General features: G+C 68.2%; 17 protein-coding genes and 4 pseudogenes. 14 read left to right on the top strand and 7 right to left on the bottom strand.

What is annotated here, in order from left to right:
• Nucleotides 1-984 (bottom strand): annotated as a pseudogene (locus tag AD428_RS07570) (ATP-dependent DNA helicase); the annotation flags it as partial.
• 221 nt (nucleotides 985-1,205) lie between these two features.
• Here AD428_RS07570 and tex point away from each other — a divergent pair.
• The 10 genes and pseudogenes from tex to AD428_RS07525 all read left to right on the top strand — a co-directional run.
• Nucleotides 1,206-3,354, top strand: a pseudogene (gene tex, locus AD428_RS07565) (RNA-binding transcriptional accessory protein Tex); the annotation flags it as partial.
• 1 nt (nucleotide 3,355) lies between these two features.
• Nucleotides 3,356-3,882, top strand: a 527-nt coding sequence (gene pgeF, locus AD428_RS24565) for a peptidoglycan editing factor PgeF (protein WP_152968015.1), incomplete at its 5' end; no start/stop codon positions are given.
• Nucleotides 3,883-4,002: 120 nt separating this feature from the next.
• Nucleotides 4,003-5,631 carry a PHA/PHB synthase family protein gene (locus tag AD428_RS07560; RefSeq protein ID WP_053244723.1) on the top strand — a complete coding sequence of 543 codons (1,629 nt, stop codon included), beginning with the start codon at nucleotides 4,003-4,005 and terminating at the stop codon, nucleotides 5,629-5,631.
• A gap of 73 nt (nucleotides 5,632-5,704) precedes the next feature.
• The gene (gene phbB, locus AD428_RS07555) at nucleotides 5,705-6,442 is read left to right on the top strand and encodes an acetoacetyl-CoA reductase (protein WP_053244722.1); all 738 of its coding nucleotides are present in this window, start codon (nucleotides 5,705-5,707) and stop codon (nucleotides 6,440-6,442) included.
• Nucleotides 6,443-6,563: 121 nt separating this feature from the next.
• The gene (gene phaR, locus AD428_RS07550; protein WP_053244721.1) at nucleotides 6,564-7,139 is read left to right on the top strand and encodes a polyhydroxyalkanoate synthesis repressor PhaR; all 576 of its coding nucleotides are present in this window, start codon (nucleotides 6,564-6,566) and stop codon (nucleotides 7,137-7,139) included.
• Between the two features lie 194 nt (nucleotides 7,140-7,333).
• Nucleotides 7,334-7,855 (top strand): iron transporter, encoded by a 522-nt coding sequence (locus AD428_RS07545; protein ID WP_152968013.1) that lies wholly within the window; start codon nucleotides 7,334-7,336, stop codon nucleotides 7,853-7,855.
• A gap of 2 nt (nucleotides 7,856-7,857) precedes the next feature.
• Entirely contained in the window at nucleotides 7,858-8,199 is a 342-nt protein-coding gene (locus tag AD428_RS07540) for a cupredoxin domain-containing protein (RefSeq protein WP_053244720.1), read from the top strand.
• Nucleotides 8,200-8,215: 16 nt separating this feature from the next.
• Entirely contained in the window at nucleotides 8,216-9,067 is an 852-nt protein-coding gene (locus AD428_RS07535) for an FTR1 family iron permease (protein WP_053244719.1), read from the top strand.
• A 37-nt stretch (nucleotides 9,068-9,104) separates the two neighbouring features.
• Entirely contained in the window at nucleotides 9,105-10,502 is a 1,398-nt protein-coding gene (locus AD428_RS07530; RefSeq protein ID WP_053244718.1) for a 4Fe-4S binding protein, read from the top strand.
• Nucleotides 10,503-10,572: 70 nt separating this feature from the next.
• The gene (locus AD428_RS07525; protein WP_053244717.1) at nucleotides 10,573-11,445 is read left to right on the top strand and encodes a PhzF family phenazine biosynthesis protein; all 873 of its coding nucleotides are present in this window, start codon (nucleotides 10,573-10,575) and stop codon (nucleotides 11,443-11,445) included.
• Nucleotides 11,446-11,616: 171 nt separating this feature from the next.
• On the opposite strand, the gene AD428_RS07520 is transcribed toward AD428_RS07525, so the two are convergent.
• The 3 genes from AD428_RS07520 to AD428_RS07515 all read right to left on the bottom strand — a co-directional run bounded on the left by AD428_RS07520 (nucleotide 11,617) and on the right by AD428_RS07515 (nucleotide 12,436).
• The gene (locus tag AD428_RS07520) at nucleotides 11,617-11,958 is read right to left on the bottom strand and encodes a BON domain-containing protein (protein WP_053244716.1); all 342 of its coding nucleotides are present in this window, start codon (nucleotides 11,956-11,958) and stop codon (nucleotides 11,617-11,619) included.
• A gap of 67 nt (nucleotides 11,959-12,025) precedes the next feature.
• The gene (locus tag AD428_RS24560) at nucleotides 12,026-12,190 is read right to left on the bottom strand and encodes a DUF1328 domain-containing protein (RefSeq protein WP_082308306.1); all 165 of its coding nucleotides are present in this window, start codon (nucleotides 12,188-12,190) and stop codon (nucleotides 12,026-12,028) included.
• A 45-nt stretch (nucleotides 12,191-12,235) separates the two neighbouring features.
• Nucleotides 12,236-12,436 carry a CsbD family protein gene (locus tag AD428_RS07515; protein WP_053244715.1) on the bottom strand — a complete coding sequence of 67 codons (201 nt, stop codon included), beginning with the start codon at nucleotides 12,434-12,436 and terminating at the stop codon, nucleotides 12,236-12,238.
• A 298-nt stretch (nucleotides 12,437-12,734) separates the two neighbouring features.
• Here AD428_RS07515 and AD428_RS28815 point away from each other — a divergent pair, with 298 nt between their 5' ends.
• On the top strand, nucleotides 12,735-12,857 hold the full coding sequence (locus tag AD428_RS28815) for a hypothetical protein (protein ID WP_255352199.1): 123 nt from the start codon (nucleotides 12,735-12,737) through the stop codon (nucleotides 12,855-12,857).
• Nucleotides 12,858-12,897: 40 nt separating this feature from the next.
• On the opposite strand, the pseudogene cphA (AD428_RS07510) reads toward AD428_RS28815, so the two are convergent.
• Nucleotides 12,898-15,467 (bottom strand): annotated as a pseudogene (gene cphA / locus AD428_RS07510) (cyanophycin synthetase).
• A 55-nt stretch (nucleotides 15,468-15,522) separates the two neighbouring features.
• On the bottom strand, nucleotides 15,523-18,138 hold the full coding sequence (cphA, locus tag AD428_RS07505; RefSeq protein ID WP_053244714.1) for a cyanophycin synthetase: 2,616 nt from the start codon (nucleotides 18,136-18,138) through the stop codon (nucleotides 15,523-15,525).
• 281 nt (nucleotides 18,139-18,419) lie between these two features.
• Between cphA (AD428_RS07505) and AD428_RS07500 the strand changes: the two genes are divergently transcribed.
• Nucleotides 18,420-20,711 (top strand): ABC transporter ATP-binding protein, encoded by a 2,292-nt coding sequence (locus AD428_RS07500; protein ID WP_053244713.1) that lies wholly within the window; start codon nucleotides 18,420-18,422, stop codon nucleotides 20,709-20,711.
• A gap of 46 nt (nucleotides 20,712-20,757) precedes the next feature.
• On the top strand, nucleotides 20,758-21,228 hold the full coding sequence (locus AD428_RS07495) for a DUF1854 domain-containing protein (RefSeq protein WP_053244712.1): 471 nt from the start codon (nucleotides 20,758-20,760) through the stop codon (nucleotides 21,226-21,228).
• 4 nt (nucleotides 21,229-21,232) lie between these two features.
• Here AD428_RS07495 and AD428_RS07490 read toward each other — a convergent pair whose 3' ends face one another.
• Nucleotides 21,233-22,369 carry a GNAT family N-acetyltransferase gene (locus tag AD428_RS07490; protein ID WP_053244711.1) on the bottom strand — a complete coding sequence of 379 codons (1,137 nt, stop codon included), beginning with the start codon at nucleotides 22,367-22,369 and terminating at the stop codon, nucleotides 21,233-21,235.
• A 100-nt stretch (nucleotides 22,370-22,469) separates the two neighbouring features.
• Between AD428_RS07490 and AD428_RS07485 the strand changes: the two are divergent.
• Nucleotides 22,470-23,279: pseudogene (locus AD428_RS07485) on the top strand (ferritin-like domain-containing protein).
• Nucleotides 23,280-23,311: the final 32 nt, after the last annotated feature.

Here is a 23,311-nt window from a genome sequence, read left to right as displayed (position 1 = left end):
CCGTACAGCAGCCGGCGCGCAGGTCCGCCAGGGCCGCGTCGAAGGTATCCGGGTCGGGCATGGCCTCGAAAGTTGGGCCTTGCGGGCCGGGCAGCCTGTCCAGCGGCGCACAGGCCAGCCGCAGCTCGCGCGCGGCGGTTTCGAGATGGCGGGCCACGTCGCTCCATTTCGCGGCCTCGCGTGCATAGGCCAGGCCGGCGGCCTCCAGGGTGCGGCAGAAATCCAGCAACTGGTGCGTGGACACGCTGCTGCCCAGAAAGCGCGTGGCCGTATCGGGCAGCTGGTGCGCCTCGTCGAAGATGACCGTGTCGGCTTCGGGCAGCAGATCGGTCACGCCCTCCTCGCGCAGCACCAGGTCGGCCATGAACAGCGCGTGGTTCACCACCACCACGTCGGCCTCCTGGGCCTGGCGCCGGGCCTTGAGCACGAAGCAGTCGCGGATGCGCGGGCACTCCTGCCCCAGGCAGTTCTCGCGGGTGGATGTCACGCGCTGCCAGATGTCGGCGTCTTCAGGCACCTGGGCCAGGTCGCTGCGGTCGCCGGTCTTGGAAATACCGGCGAACACCTGGATCTGGCGCAACTGGCTGATCTCGGTGCGCGATTTCAGCGCCCGCTCGTCGCCCTGCAGGCGGTCGAGATGGTAATGGCACACGTAGTTGCCGCGGCCCTTGAGCAGGGCCGCGGTGACGGGCGCGGCCAGCGCGCGCGCACGCGTGGCAGGTCGCGCATAAAAAGCTGGTCCTGCAGGGTGCGGGTGCCGGTGGAGATGAGCACCTTGCCGCCCTGGATGAAGGCGGGTACAAGATAGGCCCAGGTTTTTCCGATGCCGGTGCCGGCTTCGGCCACGAGCGTGGCGCGGTCGCGGATGGCTTGCCCGATGGCCTGCGCCAGCGCCACTTGCGAGGGGCGCGGCGCATAGCCGGGCAAGGCCGACGCGAGCGGGCCATCTTCGGCGAAGAATTCGGAAATTTCCAGGTCCAGCATGGGGGAGTGCAGGCGTGTTTCGGGCAGGCGGGAGAACCGGGCTGGACCGCGGTTCGGGCACAGGCTCGGAGGCGAAGGCCCCAATGATACCCCCTGCCGCGCCGCCGCGCCGGCCGCGTGCGCGGCGCTTCAGGGACATATCCGTCCCGGTGCGCACTTTTTGTAACACCCGCTTATGGCACAATCCGCCCCTTGTTTTCCCTTTTTGCCGTCGTACCGAGATGTCTGAAACTTCCGTTATCACGAACGTCGCCGCCGGCGTCGACAACGCCCGCATCGTGGCGCAACTGGCTACCGAACTGGGCGTGCGCGCCAGCCAGGTGGCCGCGGCCGTGGAGCTGCTGGATGACGGCGCCACGGTGCCCTTCATCGCCCGCTACCGCAAGGAAGCCACCGGCGGGCTGGACGACAGCGTGCTGCGCAACCTGGAAGTGCGGCTGGGCTATCTGCGCGAGCTCGAGGAACGCCGCGGCGCCATCCTCGAATCCATCTCCCAGCAAGGCAAGCTCACGCCCGAGCTGCAAAAGGAAATCGCCGCGGCCGACACCAAGCAGCGCCTGGAAGACCTGTACGCGCCCTACAAGCCCAAGCGCCGCACCCGCGCGCAGATCGCGCGCGAAGCGGGACTGGAACCGCTGGCCGACGCCATCCTGGCCGATCCGTCCTGCGATCCCGCCGCGCTGGCCGCCCGGTACCTGAACCCAGAAGCCTCCATCAGCGACGCCAAGGCGGCGCTGGACGGCGCGCGCGACATTCTCGCCGAGCGCTATGCGGAAAACGCCGACCTGCTGGCCGACATGCGCGAGCACCTCTGGAACACCGGGGTGCTCTATTCCAAGGTGGCCGAAGGCAAGGAGGCCGAAGGCGCCAACTTCCGCGACTGGTTCGATTTCAGCGAGCCGCTGCGCACCCTGCCCTCGCACCGCATCCTGGCGCTGCTGCGCGGGCGCCAGCAGGGCGTGCTGGACCTGCGCCTGGGCCTGGAGGCCGGGCTCGAAGAACAGCTTCCGCATCCCTGCGTGGCGCGCATCGCCAGCTTCCTCAAGCTGGGCAACGGTCTGTTCGCCGCCGATGCTGCGCCGCGCGAGCGCTGGCTGGGCGAGGTCTGCCGCTGGACCTGGCGCGTCAAGCTGCTCACGGCCTTCGAAAGCGAACTCATCGGCCGGCTGCGCGAAAGCGCCGAGGACGAGGCCATCCGCGTCTTCGCCGCCAACCTGAAAGACCTGCTGCTGGCGGCGCCTGCCGGCCCCAAGGCGGTGCTGGGCCTGGACCCGGGCATCCGCACGGGCTGCAAGGTGGCCGTCATCGACCGGACCGGCAAGGTGGTGGACACCGCCACCGTGTATCCGTTCGAGCCCCGCCGCGACCGCGACGGCGCCATCAATACCCTGGCCGCCCTGGCGGCGCGCCACCAGGTGGACCTCATCGCCATCGGCAACGGCACCGCCTCGCGCGAAAGCGAGAAGCTGGTGGGCGACATGATGGCGCGCTTCCCCGAGCTCAAGGTCACGCGCGTGGTGGTCTCCGAGGCGGGCGCATCCGTCTATTCGGCGTCCGAGCTGGCCGCGCAGGAATTCCCCGATCTGGACGTCACGCTGCGCGGCGCGGTATCCATTGCGCGCCGCCTGCAGGATCCCCTGGCCGAACTGGTGAAGATCGATCCCAAGGCCATCGGCGTGGGCCAGTACCAGCACGACGTCAACCAGCGCGAGCTGGCCCGTTCGCTCGACGCGGTGGTCGAAGACTGCGTGAACGCCGTGGGCGTGGACGTGAATACCGCCTCGGCGGCCCTGCTCGCCCGTGTGTCGGGGCTGAATTCGCTGCTGGCCAAGAACATCGTGGCCTTCCGCGACGAGAACGGCGCCTTCCCCACCCGCGAGGCCCTGCGCAAGGTGCCGCGCTTCGGCGACAAGGCGTTCGAGCAGGCCGCGGGCTTTCTGCGCATTCCGAACGGCGAGAACCCGCTGGACGCCTCGGCCGTGCACCCAGAAGCCTATCCGGTGGTCGAGCGCATCGTGGCCCGCATCAAGGCCGAAGTGAAGGAGATCATCGGCCGCCGCGAAGCGCTCAAGGGCGTGTCGCCTTCGGACTTCACCGACGAGCGCTTCGGCCTGCCCACGGTACGCGACATCTTCGCCGAACTGGAGAAACCCGGCCGCGACCCGCGCCCGGAATTCAAGACGGCGCAGTTCAAGGAAGGCGTGGAAACGCTTAACGACCTCTATCCCGGCATGGTGCTGGAGGGCGTGGTGACCAACGTCGCCAACTTCGGCGCCTTCGTGGACATCGGCGTGCACCAGGACGGGCTGGTTCACATTTCGGCGCTGTCCGAGAAGTTCGTGAAAGACCCGCGCGACGTGGTCCGCGTGGNACGCCCCGCAAGCGGAGACGGAGCCGGCGGCCGACGCCAGCGTCACCTCGCGCCCCGGCCGGGTGTTGGCCATCTTGGTGGCCGATTGCCTGCCCGTGCTCATCGCCGACGCCGAAGGGCGGGCAGTAGGCGCGGCGCACGCGGGCTGGCGCGGCCTGGCGGGCGGCGTGCTGGAGAACACGTTCGCGGCGCTGCGGGCCAAGGCGCCCGGCGCGAGCCAATGGCGCGCCTGGGTCGGCCCGGGCATCGGGCCGCAGGCCTTCGAGGTGGGAGACGACGTGCGCGACGCCTTTATTTCGGACGATTCCTCCGTCGCGGCGTATTTCCGGCCGCGCCCCGGCGTGCAGGGCAAGTGGCTGGCCGATCTCCCCGGATTGGCCGATTTCCGTTTGCGCCGGGCCGGGGTAAAAGAGGTGAGCCTGAGCGGGCTGTGCACCGCGAGCGATGCGAAGCGGTTCTTTTCGTATCGCCGTGACGGACAGACCGGACGCATGGCGATGCTGGCCTGGATGCCGCCGGCGGACTGACGCGCCGCGAGGCGCGCGGGCTAAGGGCTGGCGCGGCATTGCAGGCTGGTATACCCGCATTGACAGCCCTGGACCCCACATGCAACATCAATCGCGCAGTCTCGATAATAAGGTGTCGAAGTGAATGCCAATCTCTCCGCAGCAGGGCCCGATCCGGTGAGCGTGGCGCCGGAAATCTTGGCTGAAATCCAGGCCGAGTTCTCGCGCGAATGGCAGCGTCTTTGCGATGATGCCCGACGCGGAGCGCTTGCGCCGCCGTCCGACCGCCGCTTCGCGGGCAACGCGTGGGCCGCCAACGGCGCGCACCTGCTGCTGGCGCATACCTACCTGCTGTCCGCCCGCGCCCTGTCGCGCATGGTGGAAGCGGCCCAGGTCAGCGAGCCGCTGCGCGACCGGCTGCGCTTCTCGGTCATGCAATGGGTCGACGCCCTGTCTCCCGCGAATTTCCTCGCCCTCAACCCCGATGCCCAGCAGTCCGTCGTGGAAAGCGCCGGCCGCGCCCTCACCGAGGGGCTGGCCAATCTGCTGGGCGACGTGCAGAAGGGCCGCATTACCCAGACCGACGAATCGCAGTTCGAGATCGGCCGCAACGTGGCCGTGACGCCCGGCGAGGTGGTGTACGAAAACCGGCTGTTCCAGCTCATCCAGTACGCGCCGTCGACCGCCCAGGTCCACGAGCTGCCGCTGGTGATCGTGCCGCCCAACATCAACAAGTTCTACATCCTCGACCTGCAGCCCGAGAACTCCTTCGTGCGCCATGCGGTGGAGCAGGGCTTCACCGTGTTCATGATCTCGTGGCGCAATCCGATGCCGGGCGACACCGACGGCGTGGACAGGGCCTCCTGGTCCGACTATCTGGAAGAAGCCGTGCTGCGCGCGCTGGCGGTGGCAAGCGAGATCACGCGGCAGCCGCAGGTCAACGCGCTGGGCTTCTGCGTGGGCGGCACCATGCTGGCGTCGGCGCTGGCGCTGGCCGAGGCGCGCGGCGAACACCCCGTGGCCTCGCTCACGCTGCTGACGTCGATGCTGGACTTCCACGACACGGGCATCCTCAAGGTGTTCGTCGACGAAGCGCACGCGCTGCTGCGCGATCACCAGCTCGGTCGCGGCGGCCTGATGCCCGGACGCGACCTGGCCACCACCTTCTCGTTCCTGCGGCCCAACGAGCTGGTCTGGAACTACGTGGTGGGCAACTACCTCAAGGGCCAGAAGCCGCCGCCCTTCGATCTGCTGTTCTGGAACGGCGACAGCACCAACCTGCCCGGGCCCTTCTTTTCCTGGTACTTCCGCAATACCTATCTTGAGAACAATCTCAAGGTGCCGGGCCGCGCCCAGGCCGGAGGCGTGCCGCTGGACCTCACCCGCCTGAAGATGCCCGCGTATCTGTTCGGCTCGCGCGAAGACCACATCGTGCCCTGGATCACGGCCTATGCTTCCACGCAACTGCTGCGCGGGCCCCAGCGCTTCGTGCTGGGCGCTTCCGGGCACATCGCGGGCGTGATCAATCCGCCCGCCAAAAAGCGCCGCAGCTACTGGGCGGCAGATGAACTGGAATCGCCCCTGCCGGGCGATCCGAATGCCTGGCTGGCCCGGGCTTCCGAGCATGCCGGAAGCTGGTGGCCCGACTGGGCGCAATGGCTGGCCGGCCATTCCGGCAAGAAAGTAAAGGCAAGGTCGAAGTTGGGCAGCGCCCGGTACAGGCCCATCGAGCCTGCCCCCGGGCGATATGTGAAGGTTCGCGCGGCCTGAGGCCGCGGCCCTCGCGGGCATCGGACCAGAGCGGTTTCAATCAACGAGGCGTCCGTCGCACACAGGAGGAAGTATGAGCGGGAAACTGGCTTACGTTACAGGCGGGATGGGCGGTATCGGCACCTCTATTTGCCAGCGCCTGGCCAAGGACGGCTTTCGCGTCGTGGCAGGCTGCGGCCCCAGCCGCAACTACCAGCAATGGCTGGACGAGCAGGCCGCGCAGGGCTATACGTTCTACGCGTCGGTGGGCAACGTGTCGGACTGGGATTCCACGGTGGCGGCCTTCGAGAAGGTCACCGCGGAGCACGGTCCGGTGGACGTGCTGGTCAACAACGCGGGCATCACCCGCGATGGCCTGTTCCGGAAAATGAGCGCCGACGATTGGCGCGCCGTGATCGACACCAACCTCAACAGCCTCTTCAATGTCACCAAGCAGGTCATCGACAGCATGATCGAGCGGCAGTGGGGGCGCATCATCAACATCAGTTCGGTCAACGGCCAGAAGGGCCAGTTCGGCCAGACCAACTACTCGACGGCCAAGGCCGGCATCCACGGCTTCACCATGGCGCTGGCCCAGGAGGTGGCCAGCAAGGGCATCACGGTGAACACGGTGTCGCCGGGCTACATCGGCACGGACATGGTCCGGGCCATCCGGCCCGACGTGCTGGAAAAGATCGTGGCCACCATCCCCGTGCGCCGCCTGGGCACGCCCGAAGAAATCGCGTCCATTACATCCTGGCTGGCTTCCGACGAATCCGGCTTCGCGACGGGCGCGGATTTTTCGCTCAACGGCGGCCTGCACATGGGCTGAACGCGGCGCGCCGCCCCAGGGCGGCCTCCGCCAGGGTCCGCGCGGTTTCGGGGAGAGGGCCGCGCGGGATTACACTTCACCTTATTCCAAGTCAGAGAGATCGCCCGATCCGGGGACAACCATGACGCAAGCACAAACCGGCGCCAGTTTGCGCCTGATTAAAAAGTACCCCAACCGCCGCCTGTACGACACCCGGACCAGCACTTACATCACGCTGGCCGACGTAAAGCAATTGGTTCTGGCCAACGAGGAATTCCAGGTCGTCGACGCCAAGAGCGCCGAAGACCTGACCCGCAGCATCCTGCTCCAGATCATTCTCGAGGAAGAAAGCGGCGGCATGCCCATGTTCTCGTCCAACATGCTGGCGCAGATCATCCGTTTCTACGGCCACGCGATGCAGGGCATCATGGGCTCGTACCTGGAGAAGAACATCCAGGCGTTCATGGAGATCCAGCAGCGCATGGCCGAGCAGTCCAAGGGGCTGTACGGCAGCCAGTTCGGCCCCGAGGCCTGGGCGCAGTTCATGAACGTGCAGACCCCCATGCTGCAGAACATGATGAACAACTACATCGACCAGAGCAAAAACCTGTTCGTGCAGATGCAGGACCAGATGCAGGACCAGACCCGCGCCATGTTCTCCACGTTCCCGTTCGTGCAGGGCGGGCCGCAGCAGGGCGGGGGGAGCGGACGCAAGTAAACGGGGGGATAACCGGTCTTACCGTGGCGCGGCGCGAGCCGCGCTTTTTCATGGTCGCGTTGCGTCACCAGAATAGCTTCGATTCAGGGATCTGTCAGTTGTTTGCTTTAAATTAATGAAAACGGTTCTTGTTTATATTCTACTGGCCGTTATCTCCCCTGAATTCTGAGGATGTTCCAGATGATCAAAAAAGCTTGGCATTGGCGTTCGTCGGTTTGAGCGTGTCGGCGGCGCAAGCGGCCGAATACCCTATCGGCAAGCCCGTGGAAAAGGGCGGCATGGAAATCGGCGCGGTGTATCTGCAGCCCATTGAAATGGACCCCCCCGGCATGATGCGCGACGCCAAGGATTCCGACGTACACCTGGAAGCCGACATCCACGCTACCGCCGGCAACAAGACGGGCTTTCCCGAAGGCGAATGGGTGCCGTACCTTGTGGTCGACTACGAAATCCAGAAGGTGGGCAGCCAGAACGTGCAGAAGGGCACCTTCATGCCCATGGTCGCCAACGACGGGCCGCACTACGGCGACAACGTCAAGCTCGAAGGCCCGGGCAAGTACAAGCTGAAGTATTCCATCAAGCCGCCCACCGCGGCCAAGATGAATCACTTCGGGCGCCACATCGACAAGGAAACCGGCGTGGGTCCGTGGTTCGAGCCGTTCGAACTGAACTACGAGTTCGTCTACGCCGGCACCGGCAAGAAGGGCGGATACTGATCGTGCGCCGTCTGCTCAGCGTCCTGACCGCCCTGTGGATCGGCCTGGCCTGCGCGCCGGCGCAGGCGGCCGATCTTCCCACGTTCACCCTGCGCTTCAAGGCCGACGGCACCTTCGAGCCGGCCACGCTGGAGGTTCCGGCCGGCCGCTTCAAGATCGAACTCATCAACGAAAGCAACGAGCCGGTGGAATTCGAGAGCATTCCGCTGCGCAAGGAAAAGGTGCTGGGGCCGGGCGTGAAGTCCTTTGTCGTCATCACCATTTCGCGCCCCGGCGAGTATCCGTTTTTCGACGACTTTCACCAGAACGTGAAAGGCACGCTCGTCGTGAAGCCCAAAGACTGACAGGCTGCCTCATCGCATGGAACAGGTACTTTTCATCGTCTGGCGCGAAAGCGTCGAAGCCCTGCTGGTAGTGGGCATTCTCTATACCTGGCTGCGCGCCACGCCCGAGGGGCGCCGCGGCCTGCCTTATCTCTGGGGCGGCATCGTGGCCGGCCTGGCCCTGGCCGTGGCCCTGGCGCTGGTGCTGCTGGGCGTGTCCTCCTGGCTCAGCGACGAGGGGCAGGAGTGGTTCCAGGCCATCATGTCGCTGGCGGCCTGCGCCCTGGTGGTGCAGATGGTGGTGTGGATGAAAAAGCACGGCCGCACGCTCAAGAGCGAACTCGAAAGCGGGGCCCGCGCCTCGGTGGCCAGCGACAACTGGTGGGGCCTGCTGGTGCTGGTGGCCATCGCCGTGGCGCGCGAAGGCAGCGAAACCGTGGTGTTCCTGTACGGCACCGTGGCCGCCTCCGAAGGCGGCGGCGACATGATGAAACTGGCGCTGGCCGGCGTGGCGGGCTTTGCCGTGGCGCTGCTGACGTTCTGGCTGCTGCAGCTGGGCGGCAAGCTCATTACATGGCGGCGGTTCTTCCGCGTCACGGAAATCCTGTTGCTGCTGCTCGCGGGCGCCCTGCTGGTGGGCGGGCTGGATCACCTGATTTCGCTGGGCGTGCTTCCCACTCTGGTGGACCCGGTCTGGGACAGCTCCTGGCTGCTCGACGACAGCAGCGGCCTGGGCAAGGTACTGGCGGATTTCGCGGGCTATCGCGCCTATCCCGCGCTGATTACGGTCATCCTGTGGCTGGCTTATTGGGTCGTGGTGTGGGCCTTGCTGCGCGCCTTCGGCGGCGGCAGGCCGGCGCCGGCCGCCGCGCACGGCGCGTCTTCCTGAGGCCGGCACGCGGGATCGCATTGATGAAGGTCTGAACATGGCAGCAGCACTCGGGAGGGCAACCTCCCGTATCGCCGATTTCCTCCGCGACCATGCCCCCCTGTTGCGCAAGCTGCAGTGGGGCATTGTCGCGATATACGCATTTCTTCTGATCGTGCCGGCGATGATGCCGCTGCCCGGCAACGCGGCATCGGTTTTCAATAACCTCACCATCGTGGCCCAGTTCGCCTTCTGGGGCATCTGGTGGCCCTTCGTGCTGGTGTCCATGCCGATACTCGGCCGGGCATGGTGCGGCTGGCTCTGTCCCGAGGGCATGCTGACCGAGTGGGCCAGCGAGCACGGCCAGGGCCACGCGATTCCGAAATGGATGCGCTGGGGCGGCTGGCCGTTCGTCGCGTTCGCGCTGACCACCATCTATGGCCAGCTCGTCAGCGTCTACCAGTATCCCCTGGCCGTGCTGGCCGTGCTGGGCGGCTCCACCGTGGCGGCCATGATCGTGGGTTGGCGCTACGGCCGCAGCAAGCGGGTGTGGTGCAAATACCTGTGTCCCGTGAACGGCGTGTTCAACCTGCTGGCCAAGCTCGCGCCCTGGCATTTCAAGGTGAACGAAGAGGCGTGGCGCCATCCTGTCATCCGCATCCAGCCCGTGAACTGCGCGCCGCTCGTGCCGCTGCGGCACATGAAGGGCGCCGGCGAATGCCACGTCTGCGGCCGCTGCAGCGGCTACCGCGGCGCCATCGCCTTGACGCCGCGCTCGCCCGAAGAGGAAATCGTACACGTGGCCGACGGCGAGCCCTGGCAGACGGCGCTGCTGTGCTTCGGCCTCATGGGCATCGCCATCGGCGCGTTCCTCTGGAGCGCCAGCCCCTGGTTCGTCGCGCTCAAGCAATGGGCGGCGACCTGGCTGGTGGAGCACGACATCATGTGGCCGCTGCAGGACAACGCGCCCTGGTTCATCCTGACGCATTATCCCGAGGTGAACGACAGCTTTTCCTGGCTGGACGGCGCGGGCATCCTGGCTTTCGTGTTCGGCGCCATGGCCTGTGTGGGCGGCATGACCTATCTGTCGCTGTGGGTGGCCGACCGCATCGCCCCGGCCGCCCCGCCGGCCAATGGCCACGTCACCCGCATGGGCCGGCCCGGCCTGCACAAGCTGGCCCAGGCGCTTATTCCCAGCGCGGGCATCGGCGTGTTCCTGGGCCTGTCGGCCACGACGGTGAACCTGCTCAAGCACGAAGGCGTGCAGGCCGCCTGGGCCGGTCCGGTGCGTTTCACCCTGCTGACGCTGGCCGTGCTCTGGACGCTCAGGCTCTACGCCCGCCTGCTCGCGCCGCGGCCCGTCGGCAAGGCACGCAAGGCGGCGGCCTGGCTGGTGCTCGCGGCGGGGCTGGCGCCGTTCTGCCTGTCGTGGGTGCTGTTCTTCGCGGTGTGGTGAGGCGCGCCGGCCGGGCGCGGTAAAGTAGGCGTTCCTCTTCGAGCAGGCGTTCCTTCACGTCTTTCGCGCCATGGCCTCTTACGCATTCCGCCTTCTCAACGTCTTCGCCCCGTCCACCTTCGGCGGCAACGCGCTTTGCGTATTCGAAGATGCGCGCGGCATGGACGACGCCACCATGCTCAACCTCGCCGCGCAGTTCAATCTGTCGGAAACCACCTTCATCCTGCCCTCGTCCCGGGCCCAGGCCCGCGTGCGCATTTTCACGCCCGGCCACGAGATGCGCTTCGCCGGCCATCCCGCCATCGGCACCGCGCAGGTGCTGAGCGAGCTGCTTGGGGCCGGCGCCCGGTTGGACGTGGAGTTCCAGGCGGGCATCGTGCCGCTCGTGGCCGAAGACGGAGGCTGGACTTTCACCGCGCCTTGCCCGGACGGCGTGCGCACCGCGCCGCCGCAGCACAGCGCCGGGGAGATCGCCGCGCTGCTGGGATTGCGGGAATCCGATCTGCTCGATGCGCCCCTTTGGGTGGACACCGGCGCGGATCAGTTGCTGGTGCCGGTCCAGGACGCCGATGCCGTGCGCCGCGCCCGCCCCGACGCGGCGCGGCTGGAACAGTGGCAGCCGAACAGCCTGGGCCGCCGCATCGCGTATGTGTTCGCGTTGGAGCCCGGGACGGGCCCGGACGGCCGGCGCCTGGCGACGGCGCGCTATTTCTATGGCAAGCCGGGCGGCGGGCTGGAGGAAGACGCTGGCACGGGCTCGGCATGCGCCAACCTGGGCGGATGGCTGCTGCACACGGGCCGCCCGACGCCCGCCAGCGTGCTGGTGCGGCAAGGCGACCAGAAAGGCCGGCCGTGCCGGTTGCGGCTGGACGTGGAGGCGGACGGCCGCATCCGCGTCGGCGGCGCGGCGCTGCAGATCGGGCGCGGCACGGTGACGTTGTAGCGCCGGCGATAACAAGAGAAGAGAACAAGAGCCCCCACGCCGCGCCCGCTGCGCGGGCTTGCTGCCCCCCGGAGGGGGCGCTTTTTGTCTTGGGACGGCCCGGCGACAAAAAAAGCCCGCGCGCAGCGCGGGCCAAGCATGGGCAACCCGGCAATGGGCCGGGCGGGGCCACTACGACTTCTTGGCCTTCGCGGGGTCGACCTTGATGTCGTTCTTGACCTGCTTGACGCCTTCGATCGCGCGCGTCACTTGGGCCGCATGGTCGGCCTCGGCGGCGGTGCCGACGGTGCCGGTCAGGGTGGTGACGCCATTGTTGGTTTCCACCGCGATGTCCAGCGCGCTCAGCTGCTTGTCCGCCACGAACGCGGCCTTGACCTTGGTGGTGATGGCGGCATCGGACGCATACTCGCCCACGGACTGCTTGGGCTTGCCGTCGTCGGCGGCAAGCGCGATGCAGGAGAAGGCCGCGCCCGTGCCGAGAGCGGCGGCGGCGATCAGCTTGCGAAGTTCCATAGTCGTGCTCCTTCTTGACAGGGGGCGGCGCGCGCAGGCGCCATGAGTCGGGGACTGGCCGCGGGATCTATTTCTTCCTGAAGGCGCCGCCCAGGATGGACAGCAGCGCCAGGACCAGGAAGATGAAGAACAGGATCTTCGCGATGCCCGCAGCGCCGGCGGCGATGCCGCCGAAGCCCAGCACCGCGGCGATGATCGCAATCACGAAGAAAACTACGGCGTAGTGCAACATGTCGGTCCTCCCGGTATTGAACGAGAATCGGAAGCCTGCGCCGGATCAGGGATTGCGGTCGAAGAAATCGCGGACTTCCTTTTCCGCCTCTTCGCGGGTCTTGCCGTAGCGTTCCTGGATGAGTCCCGCGAGGCGCTCGGCATTGCCTTCGGTGCGGGTCAGTTCGTCGTCGGTCAGTTCGCCCCAGGCCGCCTTCGCCTTGCCGGCCAACTGTTTCCACTTCCCAGCGATGATGTCGTTGTTCATAGTGACCTCTCTGTTGTCGTGGCGGCGCGTCCTTTCGTGGCCGACGATCGGCGCGCGCTCGGGGTGAATCTGCGCTGATCAGCTTGTTTCCAAGGTACGAGCGGGCTTCGAGGGGTGTCAAACGGGGCTGTGGAAAAATGTAACGGGGCTGGCGGCCCGTTGCCCGGGGTTTTGCCACGGGCGCAGCGCACCGGGGCGGCTCCATGGGGAGTTACATTTAGGCAATCTCTTGTCCCGCTTTGAACGGGGCAGGTAACCGGATATGGGCCCGCGCGCCTATCCATCACAAGGAGAAAACATGAAGCGGCTGTTGTGTGCGATGGTTCTCGCGGGGGCGGCGACGCTGGCAGCCGGATGCGCCCACGTCACCGACAGGTATCAGGCCGGGGTGCGCGACGTGGGCCTGGGGCCGTGCAGCTGAGGCCGGGGCAGGGCCCGGCCTGACCGATCCGGCTGCGGCCTCAGCCTTCCTGGATGCGGCGCGCGATGTGCGCCAGCGCCTCTTCCACCTGGTCCACCAGCACCAGGCACAGGTCGCCCGGGGCGAGCCGTTCCAGGGCGGTGTCGATGGCGAGGAATTCGCCGTGGATCTCATCGATGCGCCGCGTGCGGCTGGCGTGCGCCAGGCCCTGGCGCAGCAGGGCCAGCACCTCGCCGTCGGCGCGGCCGCGCTGGCACTGGTCCTGGTACAGCACCACGTCGTCGAACGCCTCGCCCAGGATTTCCGTCTGCATGCGGATGTCTTCGTCGCGGCGGTCGCCCGCTCCGCTGATCACCACGGAACGCCGTTGCGCCGGCATGGCGTCCACGGCGCGCACCAGCGCCAGGATGGCGTCGGGGTTGTGGCCGTAGTCGGCGATGACGGTGGCTCCGCGGTAGTCGAACACGTTGAACCTTCCCGGCGCCGTCTGCGCGTCGTTCACGAAGGTGGCGAGCCCCTGGCGGATCACTGTCCAGTCCAGGCCCAGCGCCCAGGCGGCAGCCACGGAAGCCATGGCGTTCTCCACCTGGAACGCGATGCTGCCGTTGCGGGTGAGCGGAATGGCCGCCAGCGGGAAGCGCTCTTGCGCGGCGCCCTGCGCCGCCACAATGGCGTCGCCGTCGCGGTACACCACGCGCTGGCCCTGCGCGTGATGCGTGGTCATGACGGGGTGGTGGCGGTCTTCGGCGAAGTAGATGACGGAACCGGGGCAGCTCGCGGCCATGTCGGCCACGATGGGGTCGGCGGCGTTGAGCACCGCCGCGCCCGAAGGCTGCACGTGCTGCACGATGACGCGCTTGACCACGGCCAGGTCCTCGACCGTGCTGATGTAGCCCAGGCCCAGGTGGTCGCCCATGCCGATGTTGGTGACGACGGCGACGTTGCAGCGGTCGAAGGCCAGGCCTTCGCGCAGGATGCCGCCGCGCGCGGTCTCGAACACCGCCGCGTCCACGTCGGGATGCATGAGCACGCTGCGGGCGCTGCGCGGGCCGCTGCAGTCGCCAGTATCGATGCGCCGTCCCGCGATGTAGACGCCGTCGGAGTTGGTCATGCCCACGCGGTTGCCGGCCGTGGCCAGCAGGTGCGCCGTCAGGCGCACGGTGGTGGTCTTGCCGTTGGTGCCGGCCACCGCCACGACCGGGATGCGGCCGTCCTCGCCGTCGGCATACATGTTGGCGATGATGGCCTCGCCCACGGCGCGGCCCTTGCCGAACGAGGGGTTCAGGTGCATGCGCAGGCCGGGCGCGGCGTTCACTTCGACCACGCCGCCATGCTGCTCTTCCAGCGGAAGGTGCACGCTCTCGGCCACCACGTCCACGCCGCAGATGTCCAGCCCGATCATGCGGGCGGCGGCCACGGCGCGCGCCGCCAGCTCGGGATGCACCTCGTCGGTTACGTCGGTGGCCGAACCGCCGGTGCTCAGGTTGGCGTTGTTGCGCAGGAACACCAGCGTGCCGGGCGGTGGCACCGAGTCGGCCTCGTAGCCCTGTTTCCTGAGCGTGGCCAGCGCGATGTCGTCGAAACGGATCTTGGTGAGCGACGTGGCGTGGCCGTCGCCGCGCAGCGGGTCGGCATTGACCTGTTCCACCAGCTCGCGGATGGTGTGGCGGCCGTCTCCGGTAACCTGCGGCGGATCGCGGCGCGACGCCGCCACCAGCGTGTCGCCCACCACCAGCAGGCGGAAGTCGTGGCCGGGAATGTAGCGCTCCACGATGACTTCGGAGCTGATCTCCGCGGCGGCCTCGAAAGCCTGGACCACGCGCTCGCGCGTTTCGATGTTCACGGCTACGCCGCGGCCCTGGCTGCCGTCGCGCGGCTTGACGACCACGGGGCCGCCCAGCTCCTGGGCGGCTTCCCAGGCTTCCTCGGCCGAGCCTACCGAGCGGCCGCGCGGCACGGGCACGCCCGCCGCTTCCAGCAGCATTTTGGTGAGTTCCTTATCCTGGGCGATGGACTCGGAAATGGCGCTGGTGAGATCGGTTTCGGCGGCCTGGATGCGGCGCTGCTTGCTGCCCCAGCCGAACTGCACCATGCTGCCCTGCGTGAGCCGGCGGTAGGGGATGTTGCGGGCCACGGCGGCATGGACGATGGCGCCCGTGCTGGGCCCCAGGCGCACGTCTTCGTCCAGCTCGCGCAGCGCTTGAGCGCGCCGGCCAGATCGAAGGGCGTATCGTCCAGGGCGGCCCGCACCAGTTCGCAGGCCAGGTCCATGGCCAGGCGGCCCACTTCTTCCTCGCTGTATTCGACCACGACCTGGAACACGCCGGGCTCGACCGTAGCCGCGGTGCGGCCGAAGGTGACGGGGCAGCCGGCGTAGGCCTGCAGGGTCAGCGCCACGATCTGCAGCACGTGCGCGATGGACACCGCGCCCTGGTGGCCATCGGGCCGCAGCACGCCGGTCTGCGGCAGGCGCGCGCGCAGCCGGGGCTCGAAATCGGGCAGGTTTTCGATGGAGCATTCGGCGTCGGCGCAGGACACGATGGCCTCGATGGCCGTGTTCTTGCTCCAGAGATTCGGGCCGCGCAGCGCCCGGATACGAGAAACTTCCATGGCAGGATTTCCTGTCTAGCATGCGCCGCCCGGCGGGCCGGCGCGCGGAAAATGGTCAGTGTTGCTGGATCCAGCGGCGGACCAGGTCGATGGTGGGGCCGGAGAATGCCTCGTCCGACTGCAGCAGGACGAAATCGCCCGGCTGCATGGCGCCCAGCGTGGCCTCGATGGCCCGCGCGTGGTCGGGCTCGTCGACGATGGCGCTGGCGCGGCCGCCTTGCTCCGCGCCCCGGCGCAGCAGGGCGCGGGCTTCGCCCGCCGGCCTGCGGCTGCGCACCGTGGCGTCGTCGTAGAGCACGACCTGGTCGAACGACTGGCCCAGCAGCCTGCCCTGGGCCAGCAGTTCTTCGTCGCGGCGGTCCGCGCCGGCGGAATAGACCGCCGTGCGGCGCGCGGCCGGGAACTGCCCGATGGCGTCGATGAGGGCGCGCAGCGCCGAACTGTTGTGCACGTCGTCCACCACGACGGTGCCGTTGCCGCGCTCGAACAAGGTGAACTGCCAGGGTGCGTCCGCCTGGTCGATGTCGAAAGTCTCGATGCCCGCGCGGATCAGCGGAACCGGGATGTCGAGCGCCCAGGCCGCGCCCACGGCGGCCAGCACGTTCTCCACCTGGAACGCCACGCGCCCGCCATGGGTGAGGGGGATGGAAGCCACGTCGGCCAGCCGTTCCTCGGCGCCGCCCTGGGCGAGCACGATGCCGCCGTCGCGCACGAAGACGGCGCGGCCGCCCTGGCCGCGGTGCCCGTCGATGGCAGGCAGGTCGGGCGAAATGCCGAAGAAGATGACGCTGCCATCGCAGAGTTCGGCCATTTCCACCACGCGCGGGTCGCGCGCATTGAGCACGGCCGCGCCCGTGGGCAGCACCACATCGACCTGCGTGCGGAATACGTTGAACATGCGCTCGGCGTCGTTGACGTCGAAATCGCCCAGGTGGTCCGCGTCGTCGATGTTGGTCACCACACCGACGTGGCAGCGGTCGTAGGCCAGGCCCTGGCCCAGGATGACGCCGCTGTCGTTCTCGATGACGGCCGCGTCCACGTTGCGGTTCACGAGCAGGCGCGTGGCCGAGTCGAAGTCGGCCCGGTCGCCTTTCTGCACCAGGCGGCGGTCGAGATAGAGTCCTTCGCTGCAGGCCAGCCCCGTGCGCTTGCCCGACAGGTGCAGCAGCCGCGCCACCAGGCGCGCGACCACGGTCTTGCCGTTGGTGCCGGTGACGCCCACGATAGGTATGCGGCCGTCTTCGCCCGCGGGAAAAAGATGGTCCACGATGGCGCGGCCCACGGGGCGCGGCTTGCCGTCGGCGGGCTTGAGGTGCATGAGCAGGCCCGGCCCGGCGTTGACCTCCACGATGGCGCCGCGCTGTTCCTCGAGCGGGCGCGAGATGTCCTCGGCCACCAGGTCCACGCCCGCGATGTCCAGGCCCACCACGCGGGCGGCCAGGGTCACGGCAGCGGCCACGTCGGGATGCACGCGGTCGGTCACGTCGAAGGCCACATTGCCCGAGCGCTGCACCAGCACGCGCTGCCCCTGCGCGGGCACGCTGTCCGCGGCGAGGCCCTGGCGCGCGATCTCGAGGGTGGCGGCCGAATCCAGGCGGACCGGGTTGAGCGGATGGTTTTCCGTGCGGCCGCGGCGCGGGTCGGTGTTGAGCTGCAGGTCGATCAGCTCTTCCACGGTGGATACGCCGTCGCCGATGACCCAGGCGGGCTCGCCGGCCGCGGCGGCCACCATGCGGTCGCCCACGACCAGCAGCCGGTGCTCGTTGCCGGGCACGAAGCGTTCGACGATGACGCCGCTGCCTTCTTCCACGGCGACCCGGTAGGCCGAGACGATTTCCTCGCGCGTGAGCAGGTTGGTGAATACGCCCCGGCCGTGGTTGCCGTCGTAAGGTTTGATCACCACCGGCAGGCCGATGTCCTGCGCGGCTTCCCAGGCGTCGTCCTCGTTTTCGACCAGACGGCCTTCCGGCACCGGCACGCCGCAGGTCGCCAGCAGTTCCTTGGTGAGATCCTTGTCGCGCGAAATACCTTCGGCGATGGCGCTGGTGCGATCGGTTTCCGCGGTCCAGATGCGGCGCTGGCGCGACCCGTAGCCGAACTGCACCAGGTTGCCCTCGAACAGCCGGATATAGGGAATGTCGCGGTCGTCGGCGGCGTCGACGATGCAGGCCGTGCTGGGGCCCAGGCAGTGCCGGTCCACGAGCCCGCGCAGCCGCGCCACGGCGGCCTCGACGTCGAAGGGCCGGTCTTCGATGGCGGCCATGACCAGGTTCCGCGCTTCCTGCAGGGCGGTGCGGGTGACCTGTTCCTGCCAGGCGCGCACCACCACCTTGTAGACGCCGCGCGTAGAGGTTTCGCGCGCCTTGCCGAAGCCGCCGGGAAGGCCGGCCAGGTTCTGCAGCTCCAGCGTGACGTGTTCCAGGATATGGCCCGGCCAGGTGCCTTCTTTCAGGCGCTGCAGGAATCCGCCGCGCACGCCCGGGCTGCAGCGGTGCTCGATCAGGGTCGGCAGCCAGGCGGTGAGCCGTTCGTAGAAGCCGGGAATGGTGTTGGAAGGGTAGTCTTCCAGCTCTCCGATATCCACCCAGGCTTCGAGCACGGGGCGATAGGTCCAAATGTTCGGGCCGCGCAAAGCCACGACATCGAGAAATTCAATGTCTTTCTTTTTCATGTTTTAATTTACGTGAAAAGCACGTTGGCACGCGCGGACGCCCCTGTTGCCTGATCGCGGATCGCGTGGAGCTGCGCCTTGGAAAAAGGATGCCAACGAGTGGGGGATCCCGGATATTCCTAATAAGAAAAATCGGCTGATACTATACGCCGCCTTGCGAGGCGAGAATCGCTGTGTTGTAAGGAAATCACAGCTTTTCGGCCGCGGGGTTTCCCGGGCGTCCGGGGCGGCGAAAATCGTTGCCGTCCCGAGGATCCAGGCGCGGTTCACCCAGCGTTCCAATGAAAAAAACACACCAGTTTTCCGGCTCTGCCGATGCGGTACCCGCGCCGTGGGGCGGCGAGCTCAGCGCCCAGTTGGAGCCGGGCGAAATTCTGCTGGCCTGGCTTGAGACAGACCTCGACGGCAGGCTAAAGTTCCGCGCGGGTTTCGTGGCGGCGACCGATCGCCGGCTGCTGGCGCGCAGCCCCGACGGCACGGGCTGGCAATGCTGGCCCTACGGCGCCCAGCTCGCCCTGTCCCTGACCGACCACGCGGGCGCGGCGCAGCTCGAACTGCACGACGACCAGGAGCGCCTGGCCGCCTGGCGCTTCACGCTGGCGCGCAATCCGGCCGCGCTGCGGCTGCTGGGCCGGTTCGAGGCGCAGCAGGCGCTGCACCTGTCCGGCCAGCGCCTTGAGGCGGCGCCGCGTCTGTGTCCCACCTGCGGCGGCGCCATTCCGGAAGGGCGGGACGACTGCCCCACCTGCTCCCGGGAATCCGCCGCGCCGCCCTCGACCTGGGCGCTGCTGCGGCTGTGGCGCTTCGCCCGGCCGTACCGCATGCCGCTGCTGGCCGGTTTCCTGCTGACCCTGCTGGGCACGGCCGCGACCCTGGTGCCGCCCTACCTGACCATGCCGCTCATGGACGACGTGCTCATCCCGTTCCAGAACGGCGCGCCCATCGAATACGGCAAAGTGCGGCTCTACCTGGGCGGGCTGCTGGCCTCGGCGTTCCTGGCGTGGGGACTGGGCTGGGCGCGCACTTACATCCTGGCCTGGGTCAGCGAACGCATCGGCGCCGACCTGCGCACCACCACCTACGAGCACCTGCAGCAGCTATCGCTGGAGTATTTCGGCGGCAAGCGCACGGGCGACCTGATATCCCGCATCGGCAGCGAAACCGACCGGATCTGCGTGTTCCTGTCGTTGCACTTGCTGGATTTCGCCACCGATGTGCTCATGATCGCCATGACCGCGGTGATCCTGGTGTCCATCAATCCGTGGCTGGCGCTGGTCACGCTGGTGCCGCTGCCTTTCATCATCTGGATGATCCATTCGGTGCGCGACCGCTTGCGCCATGGATTCGAGAAGGTCGACCGCATCTGGTCGGAAATCACCAATGTGCTGGCCGACACCATCCCGGGCATCCGCGTGGTCAAGGCCTTCGCCCAGGAAAAGCGCGAAGTGCAGCGCTTTCGCGAGGCCAACAACCGCAACCTGGAAGTGAACGACCGCGTCAATACGGTGTGGTCGCTGTTCTCGCCCACGGTGACGCTGCTGACCGAGATCGGCCTGCTGGTGGTGTGGATCTTCGGCATCTGGCAGGTGTCGCAGCACCAGATCACGGTGGGCGTGCTGGCGGCCTTCCTGGCCTACATCGGGCGCTTCTACACGCGCCTGGATTCCATGAGCCGCATCGTGTCGGTCACGCAGAAAGCGGCGGCGGGCGCCAAGCGCATCTTCGACATCCTGGACCACGTGTCCAGCGTGCCCGAACCCCAGCGTCCGGCCAGCCTGTCGCACCTGCACGGGCGCATCGAGCTGCGCGACGTGGGATTCCGCTACGGCAACCGGCAGGTCATCCGCGGGCTGAACCTGGACATCGCGCCCGGCGAAATGATCGGCCTGGTGGGGCACAGCGGATCGGGCAAGAGCACCCTCATCAACCTGATCTGCCGCTTCTACGACGTGTCGGAAGGCGCGGTGCTGGTCGACGGAGCGGACATCCGCAGCCTGCGGGTGGCGGAGTACCGCCGCCACATCGGACTGGTGCTGCAGGAGCCGTTCCTGTTCTTCGGCACCATCGCCGAGAACATCGCCTACGGCCGGCCCGAGGCCACGCGCGAGGAGATCATCGCCGCGGCGCGCGCGGCCCATGCGCACGAATTCATCCTGCGCCTGCCGCACGGCTACGATTCGCTGGTCGGCGAGCGCGGACAGGCCCTGTCCGGCGGCGAGCGGCAGCGCATTTCCATCGCGCGGGCGCTGCTCATCGACCCCCGCATCCTTATCCTGGACGAGGCCACCTCCTCGGTGGACACCACCACCGAGAAAGAGATCCAGAAAGCCCTGGACAATCTCGTGCGCGGCCGCACCACGATCGCCATCGCCCACCGCCTGAGCACGCTGCGCAAGGCCGACCGGCTGGTCGTGCTTGACCGCGGGCAGGTGGTGGAAGAGGGGCCGCACGAGGAACTCATGGCGCGCGAAGGCGCCTACTACCGGCTCTACCAGGCGCAGGCGCGGCAGGCGGAGGCCGACGCCGAGGCCGCGGCCTCCGCGGGCGGCGAAGACGTGGCCGCCGTGGCCTGACGCCCCGCCGACCTGACCGCCCCAGGACGCAACAACGGAAACCGCCATGACGCTTCCCGCATTCCAACTGCGCCGCAACGCCTTCGGGCGGCTCGTGTTCGAGTCCGCCGACGGACAGACGTACGACGGCGTGGTCCCGGTGCGCGCATTTCCCATCAGCGACGCCGATCACGGCCTGTCCCTGGTGTCGTCCGAAGGGCGCGAACTGCTCTGGATCGACCGCCTGGCCGACCTGCCCGCCCCGGCGCGCGACCTCATCGAGGAAGAGCTTGCCGCCCGCGAGTTCATGCCGGTGATCCAGCGGCTGGTCAGCGTGTCCACCTACGCCACGCCCAGCGTCTGGGACGTGGAAACCGACAGGGGCTCCACGTCTTTCACGCTGCGCGGCGAGGAAGACATCCGGCGCCTGCACGGGCAGACGCTGCTCATCGCCGACAGCCACGGCATTTTCTACCTGATCCGCGACGCGCTTTCGCTGGACCGCCACAGCCGCAAGCTGCTGGACCGCTTTCTTTGAAGCTTCAGCCTGCGCGCCGCTTGAAGGGCGTGTGCGCTTCCAGCTCGCCCAGGTAGCCGGCCACGGCAGCGGTTTCCCGTTCCAGGAAGTCTTCGATCGCGGCGGCGAAGCGCCGGTCGGCGATCCAGTGCGCCGACCAGGTAGGCGTGGGCAGCAGGCCGCGCGCCATCTTCTGCTCGCCTTGCGCGCCGCCCTCGAAGCGCGCCAGGCCGTGCGCGATGCAATAGGCGATGGACTGCAGGTAGCAGGTTTCGAAGTGCAGGCCGGGCACGTACTCGGCGGCGCCCCAATAGCGTCCATACAGCGCGTCGCCGCCGGCGAGGTTCAGGGCTGCCGCCACGGGTTGCTCGCCCCGGCAGGCCAGGATCAGCACGAAGGCGTCGGGGTCCGCGCGGAAGGCGCGGGCGAAGAATTCGCGGCTGAGGTAGGGCGGGTTGCCGTGGTTGAAATAGGTGCCCTGGTAGCAGGCATAGAAAAAGTCCAGCTCGGCCGGTCCGATCTGCGCGCCGCGCAGCCAGCGGAACGCGAGGCCGGCGGCCGCCACTTTCTTGCGGTCCTGCCGGATCTTCTTGCGCTTGTCGTGGCTCATGGCGGCCAGGAAGGCGTCCAGGTCGGCGTAGCCCGCGTTGCGCCAATGGAACTGCACGCTTTCGCGCAGCAGGAACCCGGCGCTTTCCAGCGCGAGCCGGTCGGCCTCGGCGGGAAACAGCACGTGCAGCGAGGACACGCCCGTCTCTTCGGCGAAGGCGGCCATGGCATGCGCCATGCGCAGGCGGTCGGCGTCCGAGGCGGCCAGCAGGCGGGGCCCCGTCACCGGCGTGAAGGGCACCGCGCACAGCAGCTTGGGGTAATAGCGCAACCCGTGGCGCTCGAAGGCGTCCGCCCAGGCGTAGTCGAACACGTACTCGCCGCGCGAATGCGATTTCAGGTAGAGGGGGCAGGCGGCCGCCAGGGTGTCGCCGCGCCACAGCGCCAGGTAGTGCGGCGACCAGCCGCTGCGCGGCGAGGCGCAGCCCGTGTCGTGCAGCGCGCACAGGAACGCATGCTTGAGAAAGGGCTGGTCGCCCGCCAGCGCGTCCCAGGCGCGGGCGTCGATGCGGCGCAGGTCGGTTTCCAGGGTCAGGCGCGGGGAGGAGTCCATGCGTGAATGATAAAGTCTGTGCTGGCGACGCAGCCCGAGGGCGCGCGCCGCGGGCGGCCCGCGAGGTGTACCGGGCCCCTCTGTTTCTGGAAACCTCATCATGCATAGCCGTTTTTCCGTGCCGGCCGGGGCCGGCGGCCAGGCGACGTGCCTGCGCGAACGGGCGCTGGCCGCGCTCGCGGCCGGCCATGGCCGGACAAGCTGGCCGCGGTGCGCGCCATCGCCGACGGACGCCAGGGTGGACGCCGCGCGAGAACTCGCCGCCGCCGCGCCGCTGCCGGGACGCCCGGCGCGTCCCGAGCTGGTGTCGCCGGCCCAGGTGAAACAGCGGTCCATGGCCACGGTGGAAGGGCGGGCGGCCCTGCTGCACGCGCTGGCCCACATCGAGTTCAATGCCGTGAACCTGGCGTTGGACATCGTCTGGCGCTTTTCCGGCATGCCCGAGGCGTTCTACCGGGACTGGCTGCGCGTGGCGCGCGAGGAAGCCCACCATTTCGACCTGCTCAACCGGCGCCTGGCCGCGCTGGGATACGCCTACGGCGACTTTCCCGCGCATAACGGGCTCTGGGAAATGGCCGAGAAAACCCGCGGCGACCTGCTGGCGCGGCTGGCGCTGGTGCCGCGCACCCTGGAAGCGCGCGGACTGGATGCCTCGCCGCTCATCCGCGACAAGCTGGCGGGGGCGGGCGACGCCGAAAGCGCGGCCATCCTGGACATCATCCTGCGCGACGAGCTCGGTCACGTCGCCATCGGCAACCGCTGGTACCGCACCTGTGCGCGCAGGCCGGCGCGACCCGGTGGCCTGCTCGCCGAGCTTGCGCAGCGCTATGGCGCGCCGCGCCTGCGCGGCCCCTTCAACCTGGAGGCGCGCCGCGCGGCGGGCTTCGACGAGGCCGAGCTGCAGCGCTGACCGCCCCGGCCGCCTGACCCCCATGCCCATGG

The organism is Achromobacter sp. DMS1, assembly GCF_001270295.1.
Note: the sequence above shows the minus strand (reverse complement) of the source record. Positions and strands in the feature narration are given on the sequence as shown.